Origin of the sequence: Methanoculleus taiwanensis (genome assembly GCF_004102725.1) — an archaeon.
Classification (GTDB): Archaea; Halobacteriota; Methanomicrobia; order Methanomicrobiales; family Methanoculleaceae; genus Methanoculleus_A; species Methanoculleus_A taiwanensis.
In genome coordinates this window covers 112,412-138,390 of the sequence record NZ_LHQS01000003.1, presented here as the reverse complement: position 1 = coordinate 138,390, position 25,979 = coordinate 112,412, and the positions used below count along the sequence as shown (strand labels likewise).

The 25,979-nt window shown below is 58.3% G+C and carries 27 protein-coding genes; 12 read left to right on the top strand and 15 right to left on the bottom strand.

The window, feature by feature from the left end:
- Positions 1-50 precede the first annotated feature (50 nt).
- Positions 51-362: a translation initiation factor eIF-1A gene (eif1A, locus tag ABH15_RS11180; RefSeq protein ID WP_128694478.1), complete on the bottom strand. Its 312-nt coding sequence runs from the start codon at positions 360-362 to the stop codon at positions 51-53.
- 337 nt (positions 363-699) lie between these two features.
- On the opposite strand from eif1A, the gene ABH15_RS11175 reads away from it, so the two are divergent.
- The 5 genes from ABH15_RS11175 (at position 700) to ABH15_RS11150 (ending at position 5,237) form a co-directional block, all read left to right on the top strand.
- Positions 700-960 carry an RNA recognition motif domain-containing protein gene (locus ABH15_RS11175; protein ID WP_128694477.1) on the top strand — a complete coding sequence of 87 codons (261 nt, stop codon included), beginning with the start codon at positions 700-702 and terminating at the stop codon, positions 958-960.
- Between the two features lie 1,309 nt (positions 961-2,269).
- Positions 2,270-3,289 (top strand): hypothetical protein, encoded by a 1,020-nt coding sequence (locus ABH15_RS11165; RefSeq protein WP_128694476.1) that lies wholly within the window; start codon positions 2,270-2,272, stop codon positions 3,287-3,289.
- Positions 3,289-4,122, top strand: coding sequence for a mechanosensitive ion channel family protein (locus tag ABH15_RS11160; RefSeq protein WP_128694475.1), 834 nt, complete (start codon positions 3,289-3,291; stop codon positions 4,120-4,122). The genes ABH15_RS11165 and ABH15_RS11160 overlap by 1 nt, the downstream gene beginning before the upstream one ends.
- Before the next feature lie 47 nt (positions 4,123-4,169).
- Positions 4,170-4,349, top strand: a complete 180-nt coding sequence (locus ABH15_RS11155; RefSeq protein WP_128694474.1) for a hypothetical protein — start codon at positions 4,170-4,172, stop codon at positions 4,347-4,349.
- Between the two features lie 60 nt (positions 4,350-4,409).
- On the top strand, positions 4,410-5,237 hold the full coding sequence (locus ABH15_RS11150) for an ATP cone domain-containing protein (protein ID WP_128694473.1): 828 nt from the start codon (positions 4,410-4,412) through the stop codon (positions 5,235-5,237).
- A gap of 20 nt (positions 5,238-5,257) precedes the next feature.
- Here the strand turns inward: ABH15_RS11150 and ABH15_RS11145 are convergent, their stop codons facing one another.
- Together ABH15_RS11145 and ABH15_RS11140 are read right to left on the bottom strand one after the other, a co-directional pair.
- Positions 5,258-6,196 carry a metallophosphoesterase gene (locus ABH15_RS11145; protein ID WP_241648095.1) on the bottom strand — a complete coding sequence of 313 codons (939 nt, stop codon included), beginning with the start codon at positions 6,194-6,196 and terminating at the stop codon, positions 5,258-5,260.
- Between the two features lie 56 nt (positions 6,197-6,252).
- Positions 6,253-6,918 carry a hypothetical protein gene (locus tag ABH15_RS11140; RefSeq protein WP_128694472.1) on the bottom strand — a complete coding sequence of 222 codons (666 nt, stop codon included), beginning with the start codon at positions 6,916-6,918 and terminating at the stop codon, positions 6,253-6,255.
- Positions 6,919-7,107: 189 nt separating this feature from the next.
- Between ABH15_RS11140 and ABH15_RS11135 the strand changes: the two genes are divergently transcribed.
- Positions 7,108-7,848, top strand: coding sequence for a PHP domain-containing protein (locus tag ABH15_RS11135; RefSeq protein WP_128694471.1), 741 nt, complete (start codon positions 7,108-7,110; stop codon positions 7,846-7,848).
- Here ABH15_RS11135 and ABH15_RS11130 read toward each other — a convergent pair.
- From ABH15_RS11130 to ABH15_RS11090, 9 genes are all read right to left on the bottom strand, one after another.
- Positions 7,830-9,224 (bottom strand): MFS transporter, encoded by a 1,395-nt coding sequence (locus tag ABH15_RS11130; protein WP_128694470.1) that lies wholly within the window; start codon positions 9,222-9,224, stop codon positions 7,830-7,832. The two genes, ABH15_RS11135 and ABH15_RS11130, sit on opposite strands and share 19 nt — an antisense overlap.
- 36 nt (positions 9,225-9,260) lie before the next feature.
- A complete protein-coding gene (locus tag ABH15_RS11125) occupies positions 9,261-9,968 on the bottom strand; it encodes a uracil-DNA glycosylase family protein (RefSeq protein ID WP_128694469.1) in 708 nt (235 codons plus the stop codon).
- Positions 9,969-9,971: 3 nt separating this feature from the next.
- A complete protein-coding gene (locus ABH15_RS11120; RefSeq protein ID WP_128694468.1) occupies positions 9,972-11,552 on the bottom strand; it encodes a DEAD/DEAH box helicase in 1,581 nt (526 codons plus the stop codon).
- Between the two features lie 149 nt (positions 11,553-11,701).
- Entirely contained in the window at positions 11,702-12,883 is a 1,182-nt protein-coding gene (locus tag ABH15_RS11115) for a helix-turn-helix domain-containing protein (protein WP_128694467.1), read from the bottom strand.
- Positions 12,867-13,853, bottom strand: coding sequence for a homoserine dehydrogenase (locus tag ABH15_RS11110; RefSeq protein ID WP_128694466.1), 987 nt, complete (start codon positions 13,851-13,853; stop codon positions 12,867-12,869). The genes ABH15_RS11115 and ABH15_RS11110 overlap by 17 nt, the downstream gene beginning before the upstream one ends.
- Entirely contained in the window at positions 13,853-14,341 is a 489-nt protein-coding gene (locus ABH15_RS11105) for an amino acid-binding protein (protein WP_128694465.1), read from the bottom strand. Before ABH15_RS11105 ends, ABH15_RS11110 begins: the two co-directional genes overlap by 1 nt.
- A gap of 119 nt (positions 14,342-14,460) precedes the next feature.
- Positions 14,461-15,177, bottom strand: coding sequence for a DUF169 domain-containing protein (locus ABH15_RS11100; RefSeq protein WP_128694464.1), 717 nt, complete (start codon positions 15,175-15,177; stop codon positions 14,461-14,463).
- Between the two features lie 70 nt (positions 15,178-15,247).
- Complete coding sequence (locus ABH15_RS11095; RefSeq protein ID WP_128694463.1) at positions 15,248-16,060, bottom strand: NAD(+)/NADH kinase; 813 nt, start codon at positions 16,058-16,060, stop codon at positions 15,248-15,250.
- A 5-nt stretch (positions 16,061-16,065) separates the two neighbouring features.
- Positions 16,066-16,842 (bottom strand): bifunctional fructose-bisphosphatase/inositol-phosphate phosphatase, encoded by a 777-nt coding sequence (locus ABH15_RS11090; RefSeq protein WP_128694462.1) that lies wholly within the window; start codon positions 16,840-16,842, stop codon positions 16,066-16,068.
- A gap of 90 nt (positions 16,843-16,932) precedes the next feature.
- Here ABH15_RS11090 and ABH15_RS11085 point away from each other — a divergent pair, with 90 nt between their 5' ends.
- Positions 16,933-17,310 (top strand): translation initiation factor IF-5A, encoded by a 378-nt coding sequence (locus ABH15_RS11085; RefSeq protein WP_128694461.1) that lies wholly within the window; start codon positions 16,933-16,935, stop codon positions 17,308-17,310.
- A 363-nt stretch (positions 17,311-17,673) separates the two neighbouring features.
- Positions 17,674-18,549, top strand: a complete 876-nt coding sequence (gene speB, locus ABH15_RS11080) for an agmatinase (protein ID WP_128694460.1) — start codon at positions 17,674-17,676, stop codon at positions 18,547-18,549.
- Here speB and ABH15_RS11075 read toward each other — a convergent pair.
- Positions 18,540-19,211, bottom strand: a complete 672-nt coding sequence (locus tag ABH15_RS11075; RefSeq protein ID WP_128694459.1) for a hypothetical protein — start codon at positions 19,209-19,211, stop codon at positions 18,540-18,542. The genes speB and ABH15_RS11075 overlap by 10 nt on opposite strands.
- Before the next feature lie 357 nt (positions 19,212-19,568).
- Here ABH15_RS11075 and ABH15_RS11070 point away from each other — a divergent pair, with 357 nt between their 5' ends.
- The 4 genes from ABH15_RS11070 (at position 19,569) to ABH15_RS11055 (ending at position 21,648) form a co-directional block, all read left to right on the top strand.
- Positions 19,569-20,174 (top strand): archaellin/type IV pilin N-terminal domain-containing protein, encoded by a 606-nt coding sequence (locus tag ABH15_RS11070; RefSeq protein ID WP_128694458.1) that lies wholly within the window; start codon positions 19,569-19,571, stop codon positions 20,172-20,174.
- A gap of 23 nt (positions 20,175-20,197) precedes the next feature.
- Positions 20,198-20,794, top strand: coding sequence for an archaellin/type IV pilin N-terminal domain-containing protein (locus ABH15_RS11065; RefSeq protein WP_241648094.1), 597 nt, complete (start codon positions 20,198-20,200; stop codon positions 20,792-20,794).
- A 132-nt stretch (positions 20,795-20,926) separates the two neighbouring features.
- A complete protein-coding gene (locus ABH15_RS14155; protein ID WP_394342503.1) occupies positions 20,927-21,214 on the top strand; it encodes a transposase in 288 nt (95 codons plus the stop codon).
- Entirely contained in the window at positions 21,142-21,648 is a 507-nt protein-coding gene (locus tag ABH15_RS11055; protein ID WP_128694456.1) for an IS5 family transposase, read from the top strand. Before ABH15_RS14155 ends, ABH15_RS11055 begins: the two co-directional genes overlap by 73 nt.
- Before the next feature lie 406 nt (positions 21,649-22,054).
- Here ABH15_RS11055 and ABH15_RS11050 read toward each other — a convergent pair whose 3' ends face one another.
- The gene (locus tag ABH15_RS11050; RefSeq protein WP_128694455.1) at positions 22,055-22,756 is read right to left on the bottom strand and encodes a helix-turn-helix domain-containing protein; all 702 of its coding nucleotides are present in this window, start codon (positions 22,754-22,756) and stop codon (positions 22,055-22,057) included.
- A 279-nt stretch (positions 22,757-23,035) separates the two neighbouring features.
- Positions 23,036-24,967, bottom strand: a complete 1,932-nt coding sequence (locus ABH15_RS11045) for a hypothetical protein (RefSeq protein WP_128694454.1) — start codon at positions 24,965-24,967, stop codon at positions 23,036-23,038.
- Positions 24,968-25,979: the final 1,012 nt, after the last annotated feature.

Below are 25,979 nucleotides of genomic sequence, written 5' to 3'. Positions count from 1 at the left end.
CTCCGGGATTTCCGGAAACAGGATGGCGGTGTAGGAGAGGTCGAAAAAAGTTATTTGCTTAAATAGTTGTTCTTCTGCAGCCACTCGACCTGCGGCCGGATATATCGATAGATGATATCGCACTTCTCGTCCTGGAAATCCCAGGGGACGACGATGAGAAGATCGCCTTCTCGTATCCAGAGTCTCTTCTTGATCTTGCCCTTGATTCTTCCCATGCGGGTGACGCCGTCTTCGCACCGCACACGGATATGGTTGGATCCAAGCATGAGTTCGGCACGGGCGAAGATCTCTCTGTTCCGCTTCTTCGGCAGCCGTACCCGAACGATCTCCGTACTCTCGCTCTGGCCTTTCTTCTCTGTCAGTTAATCAACTCCGGATGCATTGGTACTTCTCCTCCATAAGGTAGACTCATGTACACTTGTATATCAACGGTCCGCACTGTTAATAAATTAACTGTCATCCGGCGGGTCTCTGGCGGAGAACCTCCGGGCTGCTATCCGGGTATGGCGGGCATGCTCACTGCAAATGCCGGGTGCGGCAGGTGTGGGTTTACCCGCTCTGCCGGGGGTGATTCACCCGGTATCTCTCGACCCCGGTAGTGATCGGCGATCCAAATCGCCTCTTACCGGGGCAACAAAAACCTTTTCTCCAAAAGATACATTATGCTTCGAGCGAAATTAGGTTGCAGAGGAGATCCGAATGGAAAGCAATAAGCTGTACGTTGGAAACCTTACCTATTCGGTAAATGAAGAACAGTTAAACGAACTCTTTTCCCAGTACGGGGAAGTCAAAGAAGTCAGAGTCATCGAACGCAAAGGCTTTGGATTCGTCGAGATGGGAAGCCCCGAAGAGGCTGAGAAAGCAAAAGAGGCGCTGAACGAAACCGTTTACGAAGGCCGTACCTTACGGATCGACGAAGCGCGTCCCCAGCAGCCGCGAAGAGAGTTTCGTGGGTTCTAACGGATTACCATAACAGGCGCACTCATCTCACCGGGACGGACGCCGGATGCAGCACATGCGTCCGCCGGCCCTTCGGAGTGAGTGCTCCCGGAACTGTAGATCCTTGGGAATACCCAAAATACTCTTTCTATCATCGAAGATATTCTACGCCTCCCCGTGACCGGGAGCGGCAGCGAAGATCATTTCTATTCCGGCACCCACCTGCAGGCATGATCGGCTCCGGGAGGAAGTCTGGTCTGTCGCCGGAGATAGGTCCGTGCCCTCGTATTCTGATCCTCGGGAGTTTTCCGAGTGTTGAGGCCCTCCTCCGGGGGCAGTACTACCGGCACCGGCAGAACCAGTTCTGGCGCATTATGGCCGATCTCTTCGGTATCCCCGCGATCTTCCATACCCCGGAAAGGTTGCCGTACTCGAACGGCATGGCATTGCGCTCTGGAACGTCATCGGGTCGTGCAGGCGTGAGGGGAGCAGCGATGCCCGGATCACGGAAGCGGAGCTGAACGATATCCCTGCCCTGCTTGGCGGGCACCCGACGATCCGGCATATCGTATGCGACGGAAGAAAGGCCGAAGACCTGCTACGAAGGGCTTTTACCGGTATCTTCGATCAGCTCGCCGTCCACAGGCTCCCCTCGACGAGTTCTGCCTATGCTGCGATGCCCTATGCCGAGAAGCTCAAGGCGTGGCGAGCCGTCTGCGACTGGATCGCTGAAGAGTGATATGTTCTGCTCTGTCCGGATCAGTCGGAAGGCTCCGAAGCAGCGACCACCTCGCCGGAGGAGAGGTCGATCGTCCACCTGCCGATGGTTGCCCGAAGATAGGTCATGTTTTTCCCCTTGCCGTGGGCTGAAGATATACCCGTCGGTCAGGAACCCCTGATCGGCTTTTCGGAGGTCTCTTGCAGGCCGCCCTCTCTGATTATCCGATCAGCCCGTAGGCGATGAAGGATGCGATGACCGACCCGCGTACAACCTGCACCCGGCCGTAGACGACGCGAGATCCACCGTGTAAACCCGATGTACACGAGTCCGACCGGGAGCACCGGGAACGCGATCACGAGGAAGGCTTCCCGGCACCGGACCTTCGGCGAGGAACCCATAGGGAACCGCCCGGATACCGATGAATACGGCCAGCAGAACAGCTCCCCTGAAAGCCTGATCCCGGGTGATACTATGCTGCCCCATGATCCCCGCCCTTGCGGCGTTTACGGCTTCCCTGCGAGAGGTATCTATTCGGGGAAGGCCGCGAGGGCAGTACCCGTAACACGCCTTTCGGAACGGCTAAATGGGAGTTCCTGACCATACTTCTGTATGGTGGAGGCAGATGCCGGGACGCCCGGAACACTCTTCGAGCGTGAGGTTGTCCGGATCCGGGAGGCGATCGATGGGTATACCGGTGAGAGCCCCGCTCATATTGCAGTGATCGCAGAGCCTTTCGCCGGTCAGAGCATGCTGATGCAGCAGATCATCCGGTTTTATCCGCACCGGGTTACCCATCTCCCGTTCTATTCGGTCGTCAGGAACACCGGTTTTCTCGATACCATGCGCCGCACCGAGGATATCGTGCTGGTGGAGGGGTGTCACTTCCTCGCCCTCCGGCGTATCGGCGGATTCGCGATGCTCGATGCGTTCCTCGAACTCCTCTCAACCTCCGAGAAGCTCTTCATTACGGGCTGGAACGGTTTTGCGTGGTCGTACCTGAACGCCGTCACCCGTCTTGAGGAGCATTTTCCCGTCGCCATCCGGCTCCCCCCCATCGAGAACGCAACGTTAAAGGCGATGATCCTCTCGCAATACGACCGGCCCATCCTTTTTGTGGACGATACGCCGCCGCAGGAAAAACGCCGTTTTTCCATAGAAAGGCGTCTTGTCGACCTGCCGTTCTCCGACTCCCCGGTTGCGCTGCCGTGGCCGAAGATCGCTCCGCGCCCCGGTGCTTCCGGGGATGCGACGGAGACGGCCGGAGCCGCCGAGGATGCGATCTTCGATCGGATTAACCGTATCGCCCTCGGCAACTACGGGGTCGCTCTGCGGATATGGGAGCGGAGCCTCGAGTCCGATACGGTCAGGATGAGCAGTATCCCTGCAAACCCCTGCACCGTTTCCCTCACCATCGACGAGGCGTTCCTTCTTGCGGTCATTCTCTCGATGGAGTCCATCAGTTTCGGCGACCTTGAGGAGATCGCGCATACCGATATCGACGTTCGGCAGGTGCTCTACCGCCTCAGGGTTCAGGGGCTGATCGAGGAGGAGCGGGACTCCTACCGCGTCAAACCCGAGGCGCTTCACTGCGTCAGCGCCTACCTGCAGAAGATCCGGATGGTGTGGTGATGGCCGAGATACTCTCTCCCGATATCACCGGGCTGCCACTGAAGGAGATCGATTTCGGGACGGCGCTCTTCATCGTCTACGTCATCGTCGTCGCGTACATACTCGTCCGGATTGTACCCGCCCTCCTCCGAAGGCTCGCCGACCGGCCGGGAGAACGGCGGCTCTCGGTCACGATGCTGATCCCGCTCGTCAAGATCGTTGTCTACATCGCAGTCATCATTCTCATCCTCCAGGCCCTCGTCGAACCGTCGCTCTCCCAGGTCGTCGCGTTTGCCGGGTTCTTCGGGGCGGGACTCGGGTTCGGGCTGAAAGACGTCTTTGCCGATATCGTCGGGGGGCTTGTCATCTCCTTCGAGCGCCCCTACCAGATCGGCGACAAGATCTCGATCCAGGGCAACTACGGTGAGGTGGTGGATATCGGCCTTCGGTCGACCCGTATCGTCACGCCCGACGACTCACTGGTTTCCATACCGAACTATGTCATCTTCAGTGAAGCGACCTCGAGCAGCAACGCAGGGAAAGCCGAGATGATGGTCGTGGTCGACGTGTATATCGACCACCGGAGCGATGCCGTCGCCGCCATGGCAATTCTCAAAGATGCCGTGCGGACTTCGAAGTATGTCTACATCTCCCCCTCGCGTCCCTACACGGTTCTCCTCGAAGATTTTCCCTTCTACAAGCGTGTCCGTGCGAAAGCCTACGCGAGCGATCTCCGCTACGAGTTCGAGTTTTCGTCGGAGGTGACGAGGCGTGCATGGACCGAGATGAAGCGGCAGGGGATCGCCCCGCCGGAGGTCTACCCGGCGGAACTCGGGACCCGCGAGCAGGAGTGAGGTGCCCGTGCACAATCCTCATATCTCCCCGCTCCGAGATCTTCTGCATGACTGAATACGCGCCCGGCATCGTTGGTGAAGTCTCTTTCTCGCGCCAGGAACGTGCCTACTACGTCGAACTCTTCGATGCGGCGGGGAATTCGATCGGGAAGACCGGCCTGTACCCTTCGGAGATGAAAGCCCGGGAGGCCGCCCGGAAACTTGCCGCAAAACATCACGAGCGGTAATCCGGTGCGTCACCGTTTAAAAACATTTTTCCGTCCTCCAAAGAACGGTATCACTACGCCATGAGATACGTCACCAAGATGAACGGGAGCCTGCAGCCCTTCGACCGGGAGAGGGTGAAGCGGACTGTCAGAAACCTGGGGGTCTCGCCCGAGCATCTCGAGCAGATCGTCGATGAGATCGAGGAACAGGTCTACGACGGGATTCCGACCTCGACGCTGCTCCGGATGATCCGGGCGCGTGCCAGAGTATACCGGCCGGCCGTTGCCTATCGCACCAACCTTCGCCGGGCGCTTGCACTGCTGAGCCCGAAACCCGATTTTGAGGTGTACGTGCAGGGGCTGCTCCGTGACCACGGCTACGAGGTGGAGGGCGGCCGTATTCTTGCGGGACGGTGCGGCGAACACGAGGTGGACGCCATCGCACGGAAGAACGGCGTCGTATACTTCGTCGAGGTGAAGCATCACTTCAGCCATCACCGGGTGACGGGGCTTGATGAGGGCAGGATCGCCCGGGCGATCGTCGAGGACGTTCAGGAAGGCTATCGCCGGGGGGAGAATTCGTTCCGGGTCGATACCGCTCTGATCGTCTGCAACACCAAACTCTCCGAGCATGCGAAACGCTATGCGGCATGCTGGGGGATTGAACATCTCGGATGGGACTATCCGCTCGACCGGAACATCCGGACCATGATCGAAGAGACGCAGTCCTACCCGGTTACCATCATCACCGGGGTGACGCCTGCAGTCAGGAAACGGCTGACCGCCGCCGGAATTCTTACCGTCAGAGATCTGATCGCCCGGGGCAGGGCCGCGCTCGTAGAGACGGCAGGGATTCCGGGGCATACGGCAGACATCCTGATCGAACGAGGCGAAGCGCTCCTCTCCTGACCGTTCCGGCGCCGGGCATTCTACCCGACCGTCACGGTGCCGGTCTTCGCGTCAAGGAGGCGGAGTTGCTCGTCCGTCGGGTTGATCAGCACGATCTCGGGTCTGCTGTTGAAGCGGAGATCGATCCCGCCGAGGCTCGAGCCGCAGATCCCGCGGGTGATATACGTCGCCGGTGTTCCGTCCTTCTGAATGAGGCCGCGCACCTCCATGAACCCGAAGTCGCTGAACTGCTGGACAACCGGGAACATAAACTGGCCGCCGTGGGTATGGCCGGAGAGGATGAGGTCGGCGTCCCAGTTCGCCCTGCCGTCGGGGACGTGGATGAGATACAGGGTGAAGGCGTCGGTCTCCGGCACCTCCGGGGGTTCCGCCATCCCTGCCCAGACGTCGTCCACGCCGACGAGGACGAGATCCTTCTCGCCGACACGGAGGATCTTGTACTCGTTCTGCAGTACGTTGACCCCGTTCGCCTCAAGAGTCGCTCTCAGCTCGTCGGCAAATCGGAGATCGGATTCGTCTCCCCGCAGGGCGCTGACGTCGTACTCCTCAGCCGTCAGCTCGAGGCCGGCCAGCGCGATTGTTTTCGCAAAACCGCCCCCGGCATCGGTTCCCGCCCGGTAGTCGTGGTTGCCGAGCACCGCGTATACCGGGGCATCGACGGCGCTCCATACCGCCTGGAGGGAGAAGTCGGACTCGTCACCGTTGACGAAGTCTCCGCCGATCAGGACGAGCGAGGGATCGAGGCGATTGATCTCCTCGATTGTCCTCTGCACGTGACCGATGTTGCTCTCCTTGAGATGCGGGTCGGAGATGAAGATAACTCCCTCAGGGCCGCCTTCCACGCTCAGGACCGTAACATCGGTCTCCTGCGCCTCCCATGCCATATAGCCGAACATCGATGGCAGAAAGACGAGGGCGAATAGTCCGAGATATTGGAGATTATGTCTGGAAAGCTTCACTCCTTTTCTATCTGATCTCATAAATATTTATAATGCAGGGTGGTGCACTACCGTGGTTACTGTTCGCGGACCGAGAGCACGATCTCTGATTCGTCAAGGTGCATCGGGGTATCCGCCTCATCTACGTACGGGGTTAATAACCTGTTTACTACCTCGTCTTTCGAGGAACTTCGGAGGTAGAGGTATCCGAGCGCGGTGATGAGCAGGGCTCCGGCCATATCGACGATGAGGTCAACCATGGTATCGATATTTCCGTGCTGTAGCGACGTGCCGAAGATCTGATCTAAGGCGAACTCGTAGATCTCCCAGATCGCCCCTGTTGCCATGGTAAGAAGGAAGGCAAAAAGGACGATGAACCCTCGTGTCATCTTCATCCTGAAGAGGCGGTCGGCGAGAAGAGCGACGACAAGCCCGATTGTCGTGATGGTTACGGACGAGATTAAATGGGCAGCCTTGTCGTAGTACGGGGCGTATTGCACGTAGTATCCTCCGACATGGCCGGCGACGTGCATGTACAGGGATATTGCGATCAGGAGGTTGAGTCCCCACGGAAACTGCATTCTCCTGCTCCTTGTCAGGATGTAGGGGACCAGCGTCAGGCCGAATGCGCCGAGTGACGATACGGCATAAAGGAGGTTTCCTGCCGCTATGCTGATGCCGGCGTTGAGGAGGATGAGGAGCTGTACGACGTAGGTGACATACACTCCAAGGGTTTCTCTCATTCGTACCACCGTGTGCGGGAGGTTGAACGTTGTAGGGCATAAGTGTTGGTGGCATGCCCGGCATCGGGGCGCTCCCGCACCTTGGTGCAATAGAGATTTCCGGAAAAAGATATATTTTCTTCACTCGAACTATATGGGTATTGTGCGGCGGCCCGTATTCTGGTGGCCGCCCGGCAGGCGGGAGCACGAATGACATTTATTCAGGAAACAGGTAACGCAGCGGCAGGTTCGCCGGGAGACCGGAGGATCGATCTTTTACGGCTCGATATGCACGTGCACTCGGCATACTCGCTTGACTCGATGGTGAGCATCGATGCTCTTGTCAGGGCATGGCGGAAGAACCGTGTTCTTTCCCTCGTCTGCGACCACGACAGTATCGAGGGGTCACGGCGGGCGTACACGCGGATACGAGAGATCGACCCTGACATTCCGCTGATCCTTGCTGAGGAGATCACGACAGACGATGGAGAAATCATCGGCGTCTTCCTCACCGAAGAGATCCGCCCCGGCATGAGCGCCGCCGAGACGCTCGATACTATCCGCGATCAGGGGGCGCTTGCAGTCGTCCCACACCCGTTCTGCACCTTCCGCTCGACGGCGATCCGCCGGGAGACGCTCTACGAGATCATTGACCGGATCGATATTGTCGAGGGCTTTAACGCACGGAACCCTTCGCCTGCGGAGAACGATCTGGCGGCGGCCTATGCACAGGAGCTGGGCAAGCCGATCTCGGCGGGTTCCGATGCTCACCTGCCGTATGAACTCTCCCGCACCTACGTCGAGATCCCGCTCTTCGACGACCCGAAAACGCTTCTCACCGCCTTGGACGGAGCCTCCGCTACAATCCGGAGGGCTCACCCCGTCAACCGGCATCTTTCGAAGGTCGTGCAGAGGGTAAAAGAGGCGGCCGGTCACCCTTCCCGCTCCTGACGCCGCCGTGCCGCCCGCTCTCCGAGCAGCGTGGTGAGGAGAGCGAGGATTGTCAGGATGAGAAAGATGACGAAAATTACCCGCATGCTCTCGAGGAGCATCGGGAAGGTCGCAGGGCCGATCGCCGACCCGCCGAAGTATACGGCGAAGACGATGATGGTGACGGCCATGCTGACGGTCATCCCGAGGAGGCGCATCGTCTCGACCATGCCGGATGCCACGCCGTACATCTCCCGCTCGACAGCCCCGATGGCTGCGGTGTAGATGGGGGGCTGAAAGAAGGCGAGCCCTGCGGAGAGCATCACCAGTGCGAAGAGTACAATCGCAAGTGGCGTTGCCGTGTTGAGGCCGGTGAGCGGGAGGATTCCTGCGGCCGTAACGACGATACCGCCGCTCGCGACCAGATGCGGTCGTGCGAGATCTGCAAGTTTCCCCGAGAATCGTACGAGGAATGCCGTAATCAGCGTTGAGACGAGGAGGATGAGGCCGACCGCCTCCGGGCTCTGCCCTCGTATGTACTGCAGGTACAGGCTGAAGAGGTAGATCCCGGCGAATGTTGCTGTGTTGTAGATCAGCACCGAGGCCATGGTGCGCGCAAAACATCGGTTCCGGGCAAGAAGGCGGAGGTCGATGATGGGACTTTCGCTCCGACGCTCCCAGGCGGCAAAGACGCCGAGGGTGACGAGCCCGAGGAGCAGGGCAAGGATACCCGCCGGCTCGGGGAGGATCGAGAAACCGACCATGATGAGGAGCAGCATGGTGATGTTTAAGACGGCGCCGGGCAGGTCGAGGTGTTTCCCACGCGAGAGGGCGCACTCCCCGGTGAGCCTCGTGCGGATGAGCCAGAGCACCAGCACCGTTACCGGGATGATGAGGAGGAAGATCGCTCTCCAGGAGAGGTAGGTTGTGAGAAGACCGCCGAGCAGAAATCCGAGGGCGAACCCGGTATACGTCGCGGCGATGTTCGTGCCGAGCGCCGTCCCCCGTTCAGTATCAGGCAATACCAGGCTTAAAAGAGCGAAGGACGTGCCGAAGATCATCGCCGCCCCGACGCCGGTGAAGAATCTTGCGCCTATCAGGATGGGGGCGGATGGTGCGGCGGCGGCAAGGAGAGCTGAAGCGAAATAGACCGCGACCCCGATCGAAAAGACCTTTTTAACTCCGTAGATGTCGGCAACTCTCCCGAACGGAACGAGGAACATGGCCGCTGCGAGGAAGAATGCCGTCGGCACCCAGCTCAGCGTCACCGGATCGACGGCGAACTCTTCGCCGATCGTCGGGATCGCAACGATGGTGCCCGCCACCATGAAGGGTGCCAGGGACGAGGCGAGCGCCACGGTGATAAGTGCGTTCCGCCTGCCTGCAGGAGAGGTCATCGGCACTCTCTCCGGAGCACCTTCTATATATAATCTCTATCTTCGGCGCGTATGCTCTCCGAGCAGCCGGAACGCTTCGGTGATCGCCCGCCGGTCGTTCCGCACACTCGGGTACGGCGAGACGATAACCGACCGTCCGTCGATGCGGAACACCTGCTCGCGCTGGCGGAGCACGGCATCTCTGATCGTCCTGCTGTCCCCGAACTCGCTTGCATACGGCTCGATGGACGCGAGAGCATGCAGCGCCGTCGAACCGAGCAGGCCGATCGTGCCGGGGTCGAGCCGCCCGATCTCATCGGCAAGGAGCGTTCTTGCGCTGTACTCGATCAGGGATCGCGGAATATGGGCACGAAGGTCTTTGTTGACGATGCACTTGATGGTATCCGTCAGAAAGAGGCCGCGCTGCCGAAATGCCTCGAGGCACTCCTGTTTCGTGCCGCCCCGGATCCCGAGACCGGCAAAGATCTCCCGGCTCATCCCGGTAATGGGCGCCTGATCCGGATTGTAAAAATAGCGGTACCGGTGCGGATCCCCGACGCCCCGCCACGGCGGTGCCTCGGCGATGAGAAGCATGTCGACACCGTCCTCCGGCAGCCATCGCTCGTAGACGGCATAGGTCTCGGAAGGAATGATGTCGAGGCGGAGGAGAGCGCGGAGGTCTCGCCGATGCAGGCGCTCCTGCTCCTCGATATAGTGTTGGTAGCGTTTACGGACGGTATCTGCGGAAAAGGGGGTCGGGCTCATCCCCTACCGCTGTCTGCCCTGCGCCGGGGTGATGTCGATCTCGTGCCCCCGGATTGTCCGTCCCTTCATCACTGAGAGAACGTGCTGGCCGTATTCTTCCGGCACCTCGACGAAGGAGTATCCCTCGTGAATACGGATCGCCCCGATCGCCTTGCCCGGAACGTCGGTCTCCCCGGCGATTGCCCCGACGATATCGCCGGGTCCGACATTGTGGCTCCTCCCGACGTTGATGAACAGCCGAACCATCCCGGGCTCTGCTCCGGTTTCGGCGATGCGAGTCTCCTGGATAGGAGCGGCCTCCTGGCGCGGTTCGAGCTCGAACTTGAGGAGTGCGGCGGCGATCTCGGTGGAGGTGAACTCCTCTTCCATCACCTGCTCGATGATCCGGATGTACTTATCGATATCTCCTTCCTGGATGGTGGTCTTGACCTTGTCGAGGAAGACTCGGGTCTTCGTCTCTTCGACGTCCGTCAGGGTCGGCACCGGGATCTTGGTGATCCGGATATTGGCGAACTTCTGGATCTCGCGGAGTTTGTAGATCTCCTTCGGGGCGACGAAAGTGATTGCCATGCCGGCCCTGCCCGCTCGTGCCGTCCTGCCGATACGGTGGACGTAGTACTCGGTATCCTGGGGGACGTCGAAGTTGAAGACCACATCGACGTTCTCGACGTCGATACCGCGTGCCGCAACGTCGGTCGCCACGAGGATATCGATCGAACCGCCCCTGAACTTTGCCATTACGCGGTCGCGCTGCGTCTGCTTCATATCCCCGTGGAGGGCCTCTGCAAAGTACCCGCGGGTCTGCAGGTGCTGAATGAGATCGTCCACCTTGCGCTTCGTATTGCAGAAGATGAGGGCGAGCTTGGGATCGTGAATGTCCATCAGCCGGGAGAGCACCTCGAGTTTATCGCGTTCCCGCACCTCGATGTAGGACTGCTCGACCTGCGGAACCGTCATCTCGCGGTGGGCGACCTGCAGGAACTCCGGGTTCGTCTGGAACCGGCGTGAGATCTCTAAGATGGGCTTTGGCATCGTCGCGGAGAAGAGCACCATCTGCCGCTTTGCCGGGGTTTCGTCGAGGATCGTCTCGATATCCTCCCGGAAGCCCATATCGAGCATCTGGTCGGCCTCGTCGAGGACTGCGATCTTGACGTGGTTCAGTGAGAGGGTGCCCCGCTCGAGGTGGTCGATCACGCGCCCCGGCGTTCCGATGACGACCTGCACTCCCTGCCGGAGAGCCTTGAGCTGCCGTTCGATAGGCTGGCCGCCGTAGACCGGGAGAACGTTGATGCCCCTCCGGTACTTCAGGAGTTTCTGGAACTCCTCGGCGACCTGGATGGCAAGTTCCCGCGTAGGGCAGAGCACGATCGCCTGGACGTTGCGATCGGCCGGGTCCATCTTCTCGAGAAGCGGCAGCCCGAATGCGGCCGTCTTGCCCGTGCCGGTCTGCGCCTGGCCGGTTACATCCCTGCCGGCAGAGATGGGGGGGATGGCGAGCGTCTGGATGGGGCTCGGTTCCTCGAATCCCATATCTTCGATAGCCTTCAATATCTCCGGTGTGAAATTAAAATCCTGAAACTGCATATGCATTCCGTACCTTTTGTGTATTTACTTGATAGAGCGGTATTCTGACAGGCGATCCTCGCGTGATATGCTCCCGTATCAAAAGTGCTGCACACCCGCGAGCGATCACACAGTTACGTACACACAACTGAACGTTGGTATTGGGTCTGCTACAATATAAACTGTGTTGGTAGCGTCTCCTGTTCGTCGGTTCCGGCGGACGTCCCTGCCGCGTCCTCCCCCTCCGCACCGATCTCCCGCCCCGGGTCGAGGAGAACGGTATGCGGAAGCCCGATGAGGGAGACCGCGGCAAGCGCTCCGATGACGCCCCGTCCGCCGATCAGGCGTATGCCGTGCGCTGCCGCGATCGACTCGGCGTCGTCCCGGTCGGTGACGGTCTTCCGGACGCGCCTCCCGTACTCCCGCATGGCCTTCGGGACGATGAACCCCTCTTTGACGGCGATCCCCCAGTCAGGAGAGAGCGCTTCGCCCGCGACGAAGCGGGCCGCCGTCCCGGCGATATGCTCGAGCAGGGCGGGCTCGACCGCGAGTTCGATGCAGCTGCAGGAGTTGCCCGCCGTCCTCGGTTCGAGGTTCGGGTTGAGCATCGCCACGCGGTGCCCGATCGGAAGGATGCCGTCGATCCGGCTCATATGCTGGAGCAGTGCGAGCGCGAGGGCAAAGGTGGCTCCTTCTTCTCGGGTATCGGTATCGTCGATCCCGATGGCTACATAGGAGAGTGCGCGGGTGATGACGTCGCCCTCGACGAGAGCGCCGGTGCGGTGAACCCGCACCTCGCAGACGCCGTCTGCAAGCGAGATCATATCGGTCAGGGAGTAGGCAGGCCCGCCGATACACTTGATGTGCTGGACGATATACTCCCCGTCCCGCTGAATGCCGGCGATGCCGACCGCGGCGTTCGGGTCGAGCCCTATGACGATATCCTGGTGGCCGAGGCGTGCGCGCTCGCGAAGGAGCGTACCGTCCCGCTGAATCCGGGTGAGGGCGCCGCCCGCCCGGGTGTGGTGGAAGGCGCAGAAGGCGGCGCATCCGCCGCTCATGCACTCGTGATAGATCTCGACGCAGTCGCCGTCGATGGTGGTGAAGATGCGGCGGCAGGTGCTCGTCGGCATGACGCTGGTCGCCATGTACTCTGCCGGATGCCGCCCCCGTTTCTCTTCGCGAAGAACTACGCACCCCTCTTCCACGAGGCGGTTGATCCAGTCCTGGACGGTGCTCCGGGGAACGTCCGTTACGTCCGCGATATCCGTCACCGTAAAGTAGCCGTTTTCAAGCGTCAGCTGACGCATCTGCCGCAGGAACTGTTTCCTTCGTTCAAGTACCCTTGACATACCTGTCGCGGATGAAGATGAGGTCACCGATGACGGCGCTTGCCGTCTCGATCGAGCCTGCTCCTTTGCCGATGAGCGTTATCTCGCCTGCCATGTCCGTCTCCACGGTCACGGCGTTGAGCGTCCCCTCGACCACGAGGGGATGGGACTTCTGGAGGATCCGCGGGGAGACTCGGAGGATATTCTCTGCCGGTGCGATCTCACCGATCAGCCGTATCGTGCACTCCTGCTCCTCTGCAAGCCTGAGCGCTTCGGGGGTGAGCTGGTCGATACCGGTGATATCGACATCCTGAAGTGTGCTCTGTCTCTGAAAGACGGTGTTTGCGAGGATCACGAGCTTGATCGCGGCGTCGATCCCCTTGACGTCGTAGGTCGGGTCGGCCTCGGCATAGCCGAGCTCGCGCGCCTCGAGGAGCGCTTGCTCGTACGTCAGCCCTTCCTCTGACATCCGGGTCAGGATGAAGTTGCAGGTGCCGTTGAAGATGCCGTAGAGGCGTGAGACGCTGTTCCCGGCGAGTCCTTCGCCGATGCCATGGATGAGGGGGATCGCGCCGCAGACGGTCGCTTCGTACTTCAGGCAGACGCCCCGCTTCTCTGCGGCGGCCGCAAGATCGGCGTATGCGACGGCTATCGGCCCTTTATTCGACGTGACGATATGTCTGCCGAGTTCGATCGCGGTCCTGATATGCGTCAGCGCCGGCTCGCCGGTTACGGCGTCTGTCGGCGTCACCTCGACGAGAACGTCGTACTCTGCGTCTCTGACGACGTCGATCGGCCGGACTGCAGGGTCGCCGAGAGCGCCGGTCTCCTGCTTTCGTGCGAGTGCCGCCTCGATATCGATACCGTCCGGGTCGATAAGGCCGCTCTTTGAGTCGGCGAGTCCCGTGACGGTGATCCCGAGATCTTTTTGGAGAATCGCCCGGGCGATGCCCCGGCCGACCGAGCCGAAACCGAGGATTGCGATCCGCATCAGATCTCCTCCAGCGGTTCGATCATGAGGATGTCCTTCTGCTGCGCAACCGAGCGGAGAATCGCTATTGCCTCTTTCATATCGTCGAGATTGACCGAACGGACGGTTATCCGTGCCGAAGAGGGCTGATCGATCGCGGGCATGACGAGGGAGATCTCCGTGACCTCCGCAAATCCGGTTTTGTCGATACGGTCGACCGTATCCGAGAGATCCGTGTGCATGAGATGACCTATCAGGATAAGCGAACTCTGGTGCAAAAGCCGTTCCTCTCCGAGCCGCACCACGTCGACACCCTGTTCCCGGAGGAGTTCGAGCAGCCGCTCGAGCCTGCCCTCCGGCAGTTCGAGCACGATCTGGACGTCCAGTGTCTCCGCCGTCGAGGAGGGGTCACGCTGGTGAATGACTGCGATGATGTTGCCACCCACTGACGATATCGGTTTGAGCGCGGCAACCAACTGTCCGGGCGTATCCTTCATCTCGAGTTTCATGGATACACGCAAAAAAAACCACCTGCCTGTACGTTGACCCGCCGTGATGATAAGCCTTTTACAATGGACCCCACTTCGCCGGGTTTCATCACCGTCGGCCTGAAAAAGAAGGTGTCTCTTTAGCGCACTGAGCCGGGTGCGCCGGTGACGATGGTCACGGCCTCTGCAAGCTCGGGGAGGAGCTCGGCCGGGATGCCCATGACCATCTCGTCGTCCTCGATCCCGGAGAACTTCCGCGATCCGTCGCAGCCGAGCGAGTAGTTGGCCTGGCCCGTCAGGTACGGCTGCGCCGTCGCATCGGCACAGACCGACTGGATACCCGACATCGACGACTGGATACGTCCGCCGAGTTTATAGATTGCACTCTGGGCGAGCTTTAACATGCTCCGCGGGGACGCGACGATGATCACGACGTGGGGGTCGAACGGCGTCTTCTCGAGGGGTGCGTAGACCGTGGCGTAGGTCTCGTTCTCGGGCACGTGCGGGACCGCGTTGATCGTCCGCATGCAGGCCGCCCAGCTCTCGAACTTGCCGAGCTTGTAGTAGAACTCTCCGGAGCGGAGGCTCGGGGTGAGTTCTCTGAGGCCGAGCGCCCAGCTGCCGCCCATGCAGGTGTGCTTATCCGCCGTCGCATAGAAGATGGCGCCGTCTTTCCGGGCTCTGCTGATCATCTGGCAGTGCCGAACCGTCTCCTCGATCGGCTCCACCCCTTCGGGGATGCCCTCCGGGCTCTTTGCGAGTTTCACCGCGACCGGCGAACCCTTGAGGTCAAGGCCGGTCTTGAGGATATCTGCTATCGCCGCGTAGGGGAGTTTCATCCGCATCTGGTCTTCCATAATCGCGCTCCTATAGGGGGAAGAGTTCTCCTAGAGTGGCATTAACCTTCTGTCCGTGACAAAAGATCGGTCAGAGGCGGCGAAGTTTGTACTCGACCTTCTCGAAGAAGGGTTTTCCGACCCTGACGAATCGTGCCGGCTCTTCTGCGCGTCTTACGGAGATGACCGTGTTCTTCTCGAGCTCGAAGGTGCTCTGGCCGTCGATGACGAGGTGGGCGGGTTTCTCTGTCTCGAGCTGGATATCGAGAGCGCGGTCGCTGCTGATCAGGTGCGGCCGCGAGGAGAGCATGTAGGGTGCGAGCGGTATAACGAGGAATCCCTCGATCCGCGGGTCGATGATCGGCCCTCCCGCGCTCATGGCATAGGCGGTCGAGCCCGTCGGCGTGCTGACGAGAATGCCGTCGGCTCTGAACCGTTCCGCGGCGATCCCGTCGACGTGCACGGAGAACCTGAGCATCTTTGCCGGCCGTTCGGTGACGATGACCGCTTCGTTCAAGGCAGTGCCGAACTCCTCGCCGCCGACGGAGAGGGCGATCCGCATCCGCTGTTCGACCTCGAAGGTATCCGTATGGGTGGCGAAGAAGGCCTCCGCCTCTTCCGGCTCGAGGTTCGCGAGAAACCCGACCTCGCCCCAGTTGATCCCGAGGATCGGGATCTGCCGGCGCATCCGGTGCACGGTGAGCAGCACCGATCCGTCGCCGCCGACGACGACGGCAAGGTCGGCGGAGAAATCCTCGAAGGCTATGCCTTCCTTCCCGAGGCTTCTCGCCGTCCCCGCCTCGAAGGCGACGGCGTGGCCGAGCCCCGTCAGGTATCCGGCGAGGGATGCGGTGAACTCGAGCGCCTCGGCGTCGTCTATCCGTGAGATGAGTACTATCCGCATCCCATCTACCTCAGGTACTCGATCACCTTATTGTGCAGCACGCCGTTCGTGGCGACGAGGCAGTACCCGGTGGTGACCTCATTCCCGAACCGGACCGGCCCGCCGTCGAGGTCGGTGGCTCGTCCGCCGGCCTCTTCGCAGACGACGATCCCCGCCGCCGCATCGGTTACGCGGAGGGTGCCCCGGAAGTCGATGAACCCGTCGATTCTCCCCGCCCCGACGTAGCAGAGTTCGAGAGCCGATGCGCCGAAGAGCCGCCAGCGGCGGAGCCTCCGGCCGAGGTGGAGCACCGGTGCCGGGTCGAACCGGCGGCCGTAGACGCTCATGGCGCTCTCCTCGAGGAGAGAGATCGCCGATACCCGGAGCGGCCGGCCGTCGAGGTACGCCCCGCATCCCCGCTCCGCGGAGAAGGTCTCCCCGGTGGCGAGGTTCTGGACGTAGCCTTTCAGGAGCGTGCCGTCTATGGCGTACCCGATCGAGAGGGCGAAGAAGGGGATCCCCTGGACGGCGTTGTAGGTGCCGTCGATGGGGTCGAGGAAGATCGTCCCTTCCGGGCCGCCGAGATCCATGCTCCCGAGTTCCTCGCTGATCAGGGTCCTGCAGATCGGTTTTTCCCGCAGATACTCGACGACGGCGTCCTCGGCGACCTGATCGATCTTCTTGGTGGGTGTTCCGTCCGCGCCCATCTTCACGTACTCGGCGCCTTCCGGCCTTCCTACAAGGTCTGATACGGCATCTTTGACGCATTCCGCCATCTCTTCGCACGCCCGGACAAACACCATGAAACCTCTCTTACGTACGCTTCTCCTGCGTTGTATTTATGTAATGCAACCAAGATAAATTAATAACGCGATTATTACGAGAGTGACAATATGAAGGAACAGACTGAAGTTGGTAAGCTGAAAGAAGGGCGTTACGTCGTCGTCGAAGATGAACCCTGCAAGATCCTCTCCATTGCAACCTCAAAGCCGGGCAAGCACGGAGCGGCGAAGTCCCGTGTCGACTGTGTCGGGATCTTCGACGGGGTCAAGCGATCTATCGTCCAGCCGGTGTCGGCGAAGACCTATGTACCGATCGTAGAGCGCAAATCCGCCCAGGTCATCTCGGTGGCAGGCAACACCGTTCAGTTCATGGACGTCAAGGACTTCGAGATGTTCGAGATGAACGTCTCGGACGAGCAGCTCGCCGGGCTCGAGGCAGGGAAGGAAGTCCCCTATATCGCCTCGATGAACAAGAAGAAACTCGAGTGAACAGTCCCCGCCTCCTTCTCAGGCTGGACTTTCCGCCTCATTTCTTTTCCCGGGGGGAGGCTCTGGGTTCAATAGTGCGTGCCGCGCCCGATAGCCGTGCGCGACTCCTTTTTGCAGACAGATGCTTCTGGATGCGGTGCTGCCCGGAGTACAACGCTCTCTCTTCCCCGGGATGCCGTGTTATCCCGTTATCCGATTGTTTCACTGCTGCAGCCTGGTATCGATCTTGCGTGACGATCCGGCGGGAATGCCATGATGGAGGAAACGTCTCAGGTTCCGGGAGCGTTGCGGGAGTACCTTAGAAGGTGACCCTTGCTTCCCCTCGCCCCGCAACATACATTATCAGGAAGCGATAGGTCTGTTATGGATCTCGATCAGTTCACCCGGTCTCATTTTGCCGATGCCTCCGCAGCGTACGAGGACGCGGCCTACGTCATCTTCGGCGTGCCCTACGACGGCACGACCTCGTTTCGCCCCGGCACCCGGTTCGGGCCGCGTGCCATTCGTGAGCTCTCGTTCAACTTCGAGTCGTACGAACCCGCCGCCGGGATAGACCTTGCAGACGTTCCCCTCGCCGATATCGGTGATATCGAACCCGCCCGCCTGCCCGACCTGGTTGCCCTGCAGGTCCGCGAGGTCGTCGCCGATCTCGCCCGCGACGGGAAGTTCCCGATCCTGCTCGGCGGGGAGCATACGGTGACGATCGGTGCGGTCGAGGCACTGGCTCCCGACTGCTTCGTCGTCTGCGACGCCCACCTCGACCTCCGGGACGAGCTCTACGAGACGCCCTACAGCCACGGCTGCGTGTCGCGGCGGGTCTACGACGCCGGTGTTACGAATATCTTCATCATCGGCGCCCGGAGCGGGTGTGCCGAGCAGTACGCGTTCGCCGGCCGGGTGACGCTGTATACGGCCGACGAGGTTCGGGGGCGGGGCATCACGGCGATTCTCCGGGAGATCGTTGCCGCGACCGCGGGGAAGCGGACCTACCTCTCGATCGATGCCGACGCCGTCGACTGCTGCGAGACACCCGGCGTCGGGACGCCGGAGCCGTTCGGGATCAGCACCTACGACCTCCGGGAGGTGGTGCGGACCCTCGCCCCGCAGGTGGTGGGGTTCGATTACGTCGAGGTCTGCCCGATCGATGCCGGCCAGACGGCGGCGGTGGCGGCGAAGCTGATCCGCGAGTTCATCGCGTTACGGTGGAAAAAAGAGGTTGTTGGCGGGGATCAGACGTAGCTCTCCGGGACCTGCACCTGCAGGTCATACGACGTTATGCCAAGGGTATTGATGACGAAGTAGTAGTTCCGGTTGCCCTCATAGAATTTGGTGTTCCACTGGCTCTGCCGGTACGCCGTGCTGTTTGTCGTATTGTAACCGATAAAGTCCGGGCGATTCAGGGTGATCACCTTGACGAAGCGGTTCGGGTCGTCCGCGTCCATGACCTGGAGGTTGAACCGCGGGAACTCCTCGTTCATCGGGACGATGCGGGTGTAGTCGAGCCGCCAGTAGGGCGTCGGGATATGGAAGATGCCCGTCGTGCCGGACCACTGCCCCGTGATGGTGGTGTAGGTCACCCAGGTGACATTCGGCATGCTCCCCGAGGGTGGGGCGGTGATGCCCGGGGTCTCCCTGGTGAGGTCGATCTGGTACGTCGACGGGTCGACGAACCCGAGCTCTTTTGCCACGCCGTTCCAGGTCGGGGTGGGTGTCGGGGCTCTCGTGGTGGGCACCACGGTGGCCGCCGGTGTCCAGACCGGCGTCGGAGCGGTGGTCGGCTCAGGCTCGGGCGTCCCGAAGAGGTTTACGGGCTCGCCGGTCACCATCGGTTTCACTACGAGCGCCATGATCACCACGATGCCGACGGCGAGCACCACATAGAGCAGATCCTGTTTTTCCATGCCTCTCGTTCATCGTGTTGATCTGCCAACCATTTATACCTTCGATATCGGTTCTCCGGGGGAGGATGCGGCAGGCGGGGATTCTGATGCACCGTGCGACAGATCCCGGGTGGGAAAGTGGTGGGCAAGAGTAACCCAAATCGGCAAATCCCCGTGTCATTTGTGAAACAAATACGCAATTCAGCGATGAAACCGGAACAAATTGATTTGTATTATCCCCTGATTATGAAATAAGTTGATTGTGCGCGTGTTTGCTGTTCGATAGGTTTAAGTACTTCCTTAAGTATATACTCCAACTAAACCGAAATGGTCCGAATGACGCGTTCATTCGGCCTCCGGAACAGGAGGTAACGTGTAATGAGTAAAATCGTTCGAAATGAGGATGCATTCACCGGCCTTGAGGCGGCGATCGTCTTGATCGCGTTCGTCGTCGTCGCGGCGGTGTTTTCGTATGTGGTGCTGGGCGCCGGGTTCTTCACGACTCAGAAGAGCCAGGAAGTCGTCCACACCGGTGTCGATCAGGCGAGTTCTAGCTTAGAATTATCAGGGCCGGTTACAGTGCTGGCTTCGGGTACAGACACCGTTGAGGAGGTCTACTTCTTCTTGCAGGTGGCTGCTGGTGGAACTGCTCTTGACATGAGCAAAGTCACTTATACGGTGTCGACGGCTGGTAAACAGTATACCTATGTGGATGCAGACTCTGATGACGCGGGTTCCATTGATACCGTCACTCGCGCTTATGTCGGTCCAGAGCATGATACAGATGATCTTCTGGAGAGCCTTGAGATGGTTCAGATCACCGTTGCCACTGCTGGTGCCGGGGGTCAGTTCATAGGTACTGACAAGATTGATGTGAATGATAAATTTACCATTGAGGTAAAGCCGGACAAGGGTGCAGCTCTGCCGATTGAACGAACGGCCCCTGCTGCAATGACCGATAACAACTACTATGAGGTCTATTGAGGTGATGACCCATGAGTTTCAGAATGAAGAACGATGAAGGTTTTACTGGCCTTGAGGCTGCGATCGTGCTGATCGCATTCGTCGTCGTTGCGGCGGTGTTCTCGTATGTGGTGCTGGGTGCTGGGTTCTTCACGACCCAGAAGAGCCAGGAGGTCGTCCACACCGGTGTCGATCAGGCGAGTTCCAGCATGGAGATCATAGGTAACACTTATGGCATCAGATCTGCTGCTGTTCAGTATCTCCAATATGTCAAGTTTACGATCGGAAACACCGCTGGCGGTACTGGGCTTGATATCTCAAAGATGACTGTATCTTATAGCGATGATACTGCCCGAGATGCGGATGCGGACTATCAGACTGACAGCGGTTATGACCTGACGGACAAGTTATACACCGCATCTGCTACAGCAAACATGCAGTGGGGAGTAATTAGTAAGATCAATGCTGATGACGACTCCCTTCTTGAGCCTGGTGAGCAGTTTATCATAGGCGTATCCGTTCCCACATCCACGACTGTGAACAAACCGTTCTCTATCAACCTACAGCCTGCTGTAGGGGCGGTTTTCCAGATTAAGAAATCCGTCCCGGCATATGTGGACAAGATAAACATCCTTTACTAATCTCTTTTTAATTTTGAGGTCATCCCAAATTTATAAGTCACTTTAGATAATACTCAGGGTCATGGCCTTCCGGGAAATCGACGGCGATCTCTGGGACATCATCCGAAAACACCTCCCCCAACAAAGCCCCATATCGGCCGACCGCGGCGTGACCCCCGCGGGCTGATCAACGGTATCCTGTACGTCCTGACCACCGGCTGCACCTGGCACGACGTACCGGAGAAATACGGCACAAAATCGACGGTTCCCCGATATCACCTCGAACTCTGCGAGAAGAGGGTGTACCAGGCGATCTTCCTCAACCTTCTCCAATCGGGGTATGAGATCCGGAAAGTCGATCTCACGCATTGTTCCACCGATACCAAGGATATCCCAGCCAAAAAGGGGGATCAACCGGTTATGATGGCTATAAAAAGGTAAACGGGAGTAAGCTGAGTGCCCTGGTCGATCGGCATGGTCTCCCGCTTGCCTGTACGGTTTCCCCGGCAAATGTCCATGATTCCCGGCTTTATGAACCAACACTCGAAGCATTTGCAATTCCGGATGTTCAGGATCACTCCTCGATAATCTCCGCAGATGCAGCCTACGATTCACGGGAGATTCGCCAGTACAACCGGAAGAGAAGAATTAAAAGTAATATCCCGGTTAACCAGAGATCCCGGACACACCCGAAGCGAGGAAGGCCATTCTGGTTCGATCCGGAACCCTATAAGAAGCGCAGTGCCATTGAACGGTTCTTCAGCTGGATAGAGGCGTTCAAGAAGATTACTCCCCGGTTTGAACGCTATGAGCACTCATTTCTTGGGTTGATACACTTGGCATGCACCATCATGAGATGGAAAATTTTGGGATGAGCTCTTTGTGTTAGCACGGGGTATCTCACTGTTTGCATTCCTTCTGCCCTGCATAGCATTATTAGTGCTCCTTGTCCTCTAATTTTCTAAGATCTTCGGGTAGAGCCGCTTGAGTTTCACTCTTGCGTCCTCGGCGGTGAGCTGCCAGTCGACGCCTTTCTGGGATTGGTTGGTGTTGCCGGTTCCAGGCATCTGTTTCCGTCTGGATTGTTTCGTTTGTCGGATCCTTCGTTTCAGGCATTGCCGTGTCAGGGCACTGAGTTCAATCTCGGCAATATTCAGCCCGCTCTCATGCTTTGGGTGTAATAAATTTCCAGTTGGCTCAAGATGTTTCTTGCTGTCTCGGGAGGGAATGTCTCGTACAATGCTCCCGGTACATGTATATTGAGATTGTCGCAGACAAGTATCACCTTCTTTGCGTTGGGATAGTCCACGGCGAGAAGGTGTTGCACCTGATGAGCCCAATCCTTCTTAGTTCGGGTTTCCGAGAGGGTGTTCCGCCGCTACTGCCCCAGCAGCTCGGTGAACATGAACCCGCAGACAACCCCGTTCTCTCGTACTCGTGCCTTTCCGGACGGCCGAGCTGTGTTGGAATCGGCTCCCGGACCTCGGCATGCGGTTGTATCGGCTGTTCGTCCATGCAGATAACGGGGTGTTCCGGATCAAAAGGTCGCTGGTAGACCGCCAGCACATATTCCGTCGCGGCGACAAAGTTTCCGTTTTCGTGTGGCGGGATGACCCCCTGCTTTTTTGTATGCAGATGGAGCTCGTTTTTCAGTGTCCGTTCCATGGTCTTGATTGAGATGGCGTCAGCAACCTGCAGTTCCATGAGGCGATCGGCGAGCAACTGCAACGTCCAGCGGGAACGACCTTCCGGCGGTTCGCTGCAGGCGATCTGGATATGGCATGCTTCGCCGGCACCGTCCAGTTTCCGGGGAATCAGGGTTTCATCACGGATCTTCCGGTGTAGCGCCGCGTCAAGACCATGGGTGACAAACGTTTTCCGGCTATTGAAAACGGACGGCGGATGGCATCGGACGAGCTCGGCACCCTCATTGCCGGGTTTTTCGGCATGAAGCAGGGTGTAGGCATGCTGGATTACGGACACGGGGGATGTCCCACGGCGGATAAGTTTTTCAAGGGTGATAGCTACCGGTTGAAAGAACGACGAAGTAGGGGATCTTCTCCCGCACCCATGGGGTGAGTTTCGATACCATTATGCGATCAGGTGTACACGTTATTCCGCCCAAATCTGTACACTTTTGCGCCGCCGTTGATAGCGGTTAGATGAAACGGCATATTTGCTTTTCCCACGGAATTACACTCAGATCAGAACAATAATGGGATGAGCTCGTCGAAAATGGAAAGGTTTATCAAAAGTGATTTTTCAGTGTGGTGCTTCGATAACTCCTATGCATGAATTGTATAATGCATCGACTATCGGCACCCATAGGGGATATCCATTGAACTTTGAAACAGAATAGAGAAATAGCATCATCATCTGCCATACCAAGGGCACCGTAAGCACAAGTATGATCGAGGCATACAGTCCTTGAGGAGAAATTCTCTTTGTATGTTTAAGGTAGACAGCAATAAATGATATTACCAGCAGACTGAATGTCATCTGGGTGAAGAATGCCGTGTATCCTGCGTAATAACCTCCGTATGGTTGTATGAGAAGCATGATTATGAGTACGGCTGGCGTCAGTATTGCTATAGATGGCACATAGTAAAGTGAAATATGCCTCCAACTGGTGCCTGCAAGAAATGACTTCACTGCAAGCAACCCTAGCAATCCGGCCAAGAGATAAAACGGAGCAAAGTAGCGGATGTCAGGCAAAACTCCTTGACTTGCATTCAGGCCATGCCACGATTGCATATACGCCAGCCAGATCGCTATACTGACCATTATGAGCAAACCAATAATTGACTTTTCCTTTTCACCGAATTGATCCCTATGACTGATATAGGCAATTGGTAAGATTACAATGGCAAAGAAAATCAGCGGAGAAACGGCTATCAGACTCATATTTCCTGATGCGGGAGCAAATAATATCCCGAAAAAGTCCTGTGGGATAGTTGAGACCGAGGGCGAGAAGTAACTCACGACCGTTCCGAAAAATCCACCAAGTCCCCCGGTTGGGGCAGGAACCGACTGTGAAATGTCGCTTATGCTCTCGGCGCCTATTGTGGCAGAGCTCTGCTTGCTCCACATCATCTTCATATAGACATAGTGAGGTGGAATGAGAGGGCTTCCTGTCACGTAGATGTTATTCAGCAACGAGGGCAGTGCCCCGAGAGCAACGCACGCCGGAGCAACAATGAATGGAATCACATCCGATGGCGATCGACCGGTTCCACGGATTTCGCGATACTGCGACCATCCATAAAAGATCAGGGTGAACAGAAACACCGTAAACCCGAGCTCCGCGCGCCCCCATGCCAACAGCCCGATGAATGCAAACCCGAGCGCGGCATCCCGGAACCCGCCGTACCGGATGTACCGTATCATGAACAGGATCACGGCGGCCACCAGTGCCACAACGAGGATGTGATCCTTCGCGTTTGCAGCCCAGAAGATATAGGACGAGCAGGAAATGCAGGCGATCGTCCCGAAGATAGAGAACCATGTATCCTCAAATACCGTCCTACAGATGAGGTAGATCATCACGGCAAGCATGGCAAAGATGAGGTGGTTTGTGAAGACCGCCGCCGCTACCTCACGGGGTGCATCGAGTGCGGTGAACGGCCAGGGATAGTAGAGGAGCAAGTTCGCGAGGAAACCGACAAAGCCTGCTCCTATGGCAAGCCACGTCCACCTGATGCCCTTCCAGTGCGTCCACTCCGGGTGAGTCATCTCGACGAGCAGCGCCATAGCGACTGGCAGCATCGACCAGAGGAGCACGATGAGCAGCCTGAACTGGTCGCCGAAGAGTCCGAAGAGTTTCAGAGCGGGAAGCGAGAGGATGGGGAGAAGCAGCGAGTAGCCGAGGAGGTTGTGCCGTTCCTGGAAGTAAAGGCCTGGTGTGCCGTTCTGGAACGTTCCGTACTTCCCTTCGTTGACGATGAGATGGGAGCCTTCGTCGAGTTGGTGGAGCTGGTTGACCGTGATCCACTCGTCGTTCATAAAGAGGGCTGGATTTGAAAAGGTCAGGATGAAGAAGAGCGCGAAGAGGAAGATCAGTATCGGGATCGTCTGGTTCTTCAGAAACGATGCGATAACGCCGGCGTCTGTCTCCGTGACACGATCAATATTTTGAGAGCCGGTATTGCCGTGCTTCTGTGCCTTCTTCTTTGTGTGCTTGCCTGTGACTGTCATACGTATCCGCCTGGGCAGAGGGCGGGGGTGCCGACTGCAGATGAAGTATGTATGATCTTTGTTTTCATAATAGGTGTGACTTCTATTCTTTTCAAAGATAGGTGTTCTTAAATACCGGACTCTGCAGATGCACAGCCTGCTACCACTGACTGAGGAAAAATTCTTTGCATCCCTGCACGACGATACGACATCGCTGACTGGTTCTGCACCGGGGAGGGATTCAGGTTTCGATGCATGTATCCAGGAGATTCCGGTGCGTGGGCTGTAGCGGCATGAGTTTTTCCAAAGAGCGACGGATATCGCGCGGTTCTTCCATTCCATCCGGTCGGTCGAAACCCTATTGTCTTTATTGGGCTCTTTCTCCGGTTGTGTAAATGTACATGAGGTACACGTAACGGTTTGCACCTACATCGGAAAAATATGGTTTCTTGGAACGCCCTGCAGGATGACTGGCGTGTATCACTGCTGTTTCCCACGTGCATCGAGGAGGTGGCAGGGTACTCGCCCTCCTTCCTCCCTGAAAGCAGGGCATATTGCCGTTCTTTTTCCATTTTATCGAAGGTTCCGGGGGTCAGATTTTGCCACGACAATCTGGTGAATTATGTCGCTCTGATTCCCGAAAAAAGAGAGGATCGCAGGGCCATATTGCCCATATGAGTGTGGGTAATTTCTGGAGGGTGGATGTCATGGCTCACCCCGAGATCGGCTGTCTGAGGGCTTCTGTGCGGATCGGAATTCGGCTGGATCTAGCGCTAATCCCTGATATTTATGCTTTACTTGACCTGACCCCTGGTCGTGAGCCGAGATGTGCGTGGCAGGCGACCGGTTGCTTGATAATTCTCTGACTTAGAGGGTCACTCGAGAATGTGCCGGACCTCTGAAAGGAGATTTTCCATATCCCTCTGGGGTTGCACTTCCTAGACTTTGCTCTATTGGAACGCCGCTGCTGTGTCTGGCTATACAAGTGCTAGCGGGGATCCCGGGGTAGAGATCAATCGTAATATACCTGTAT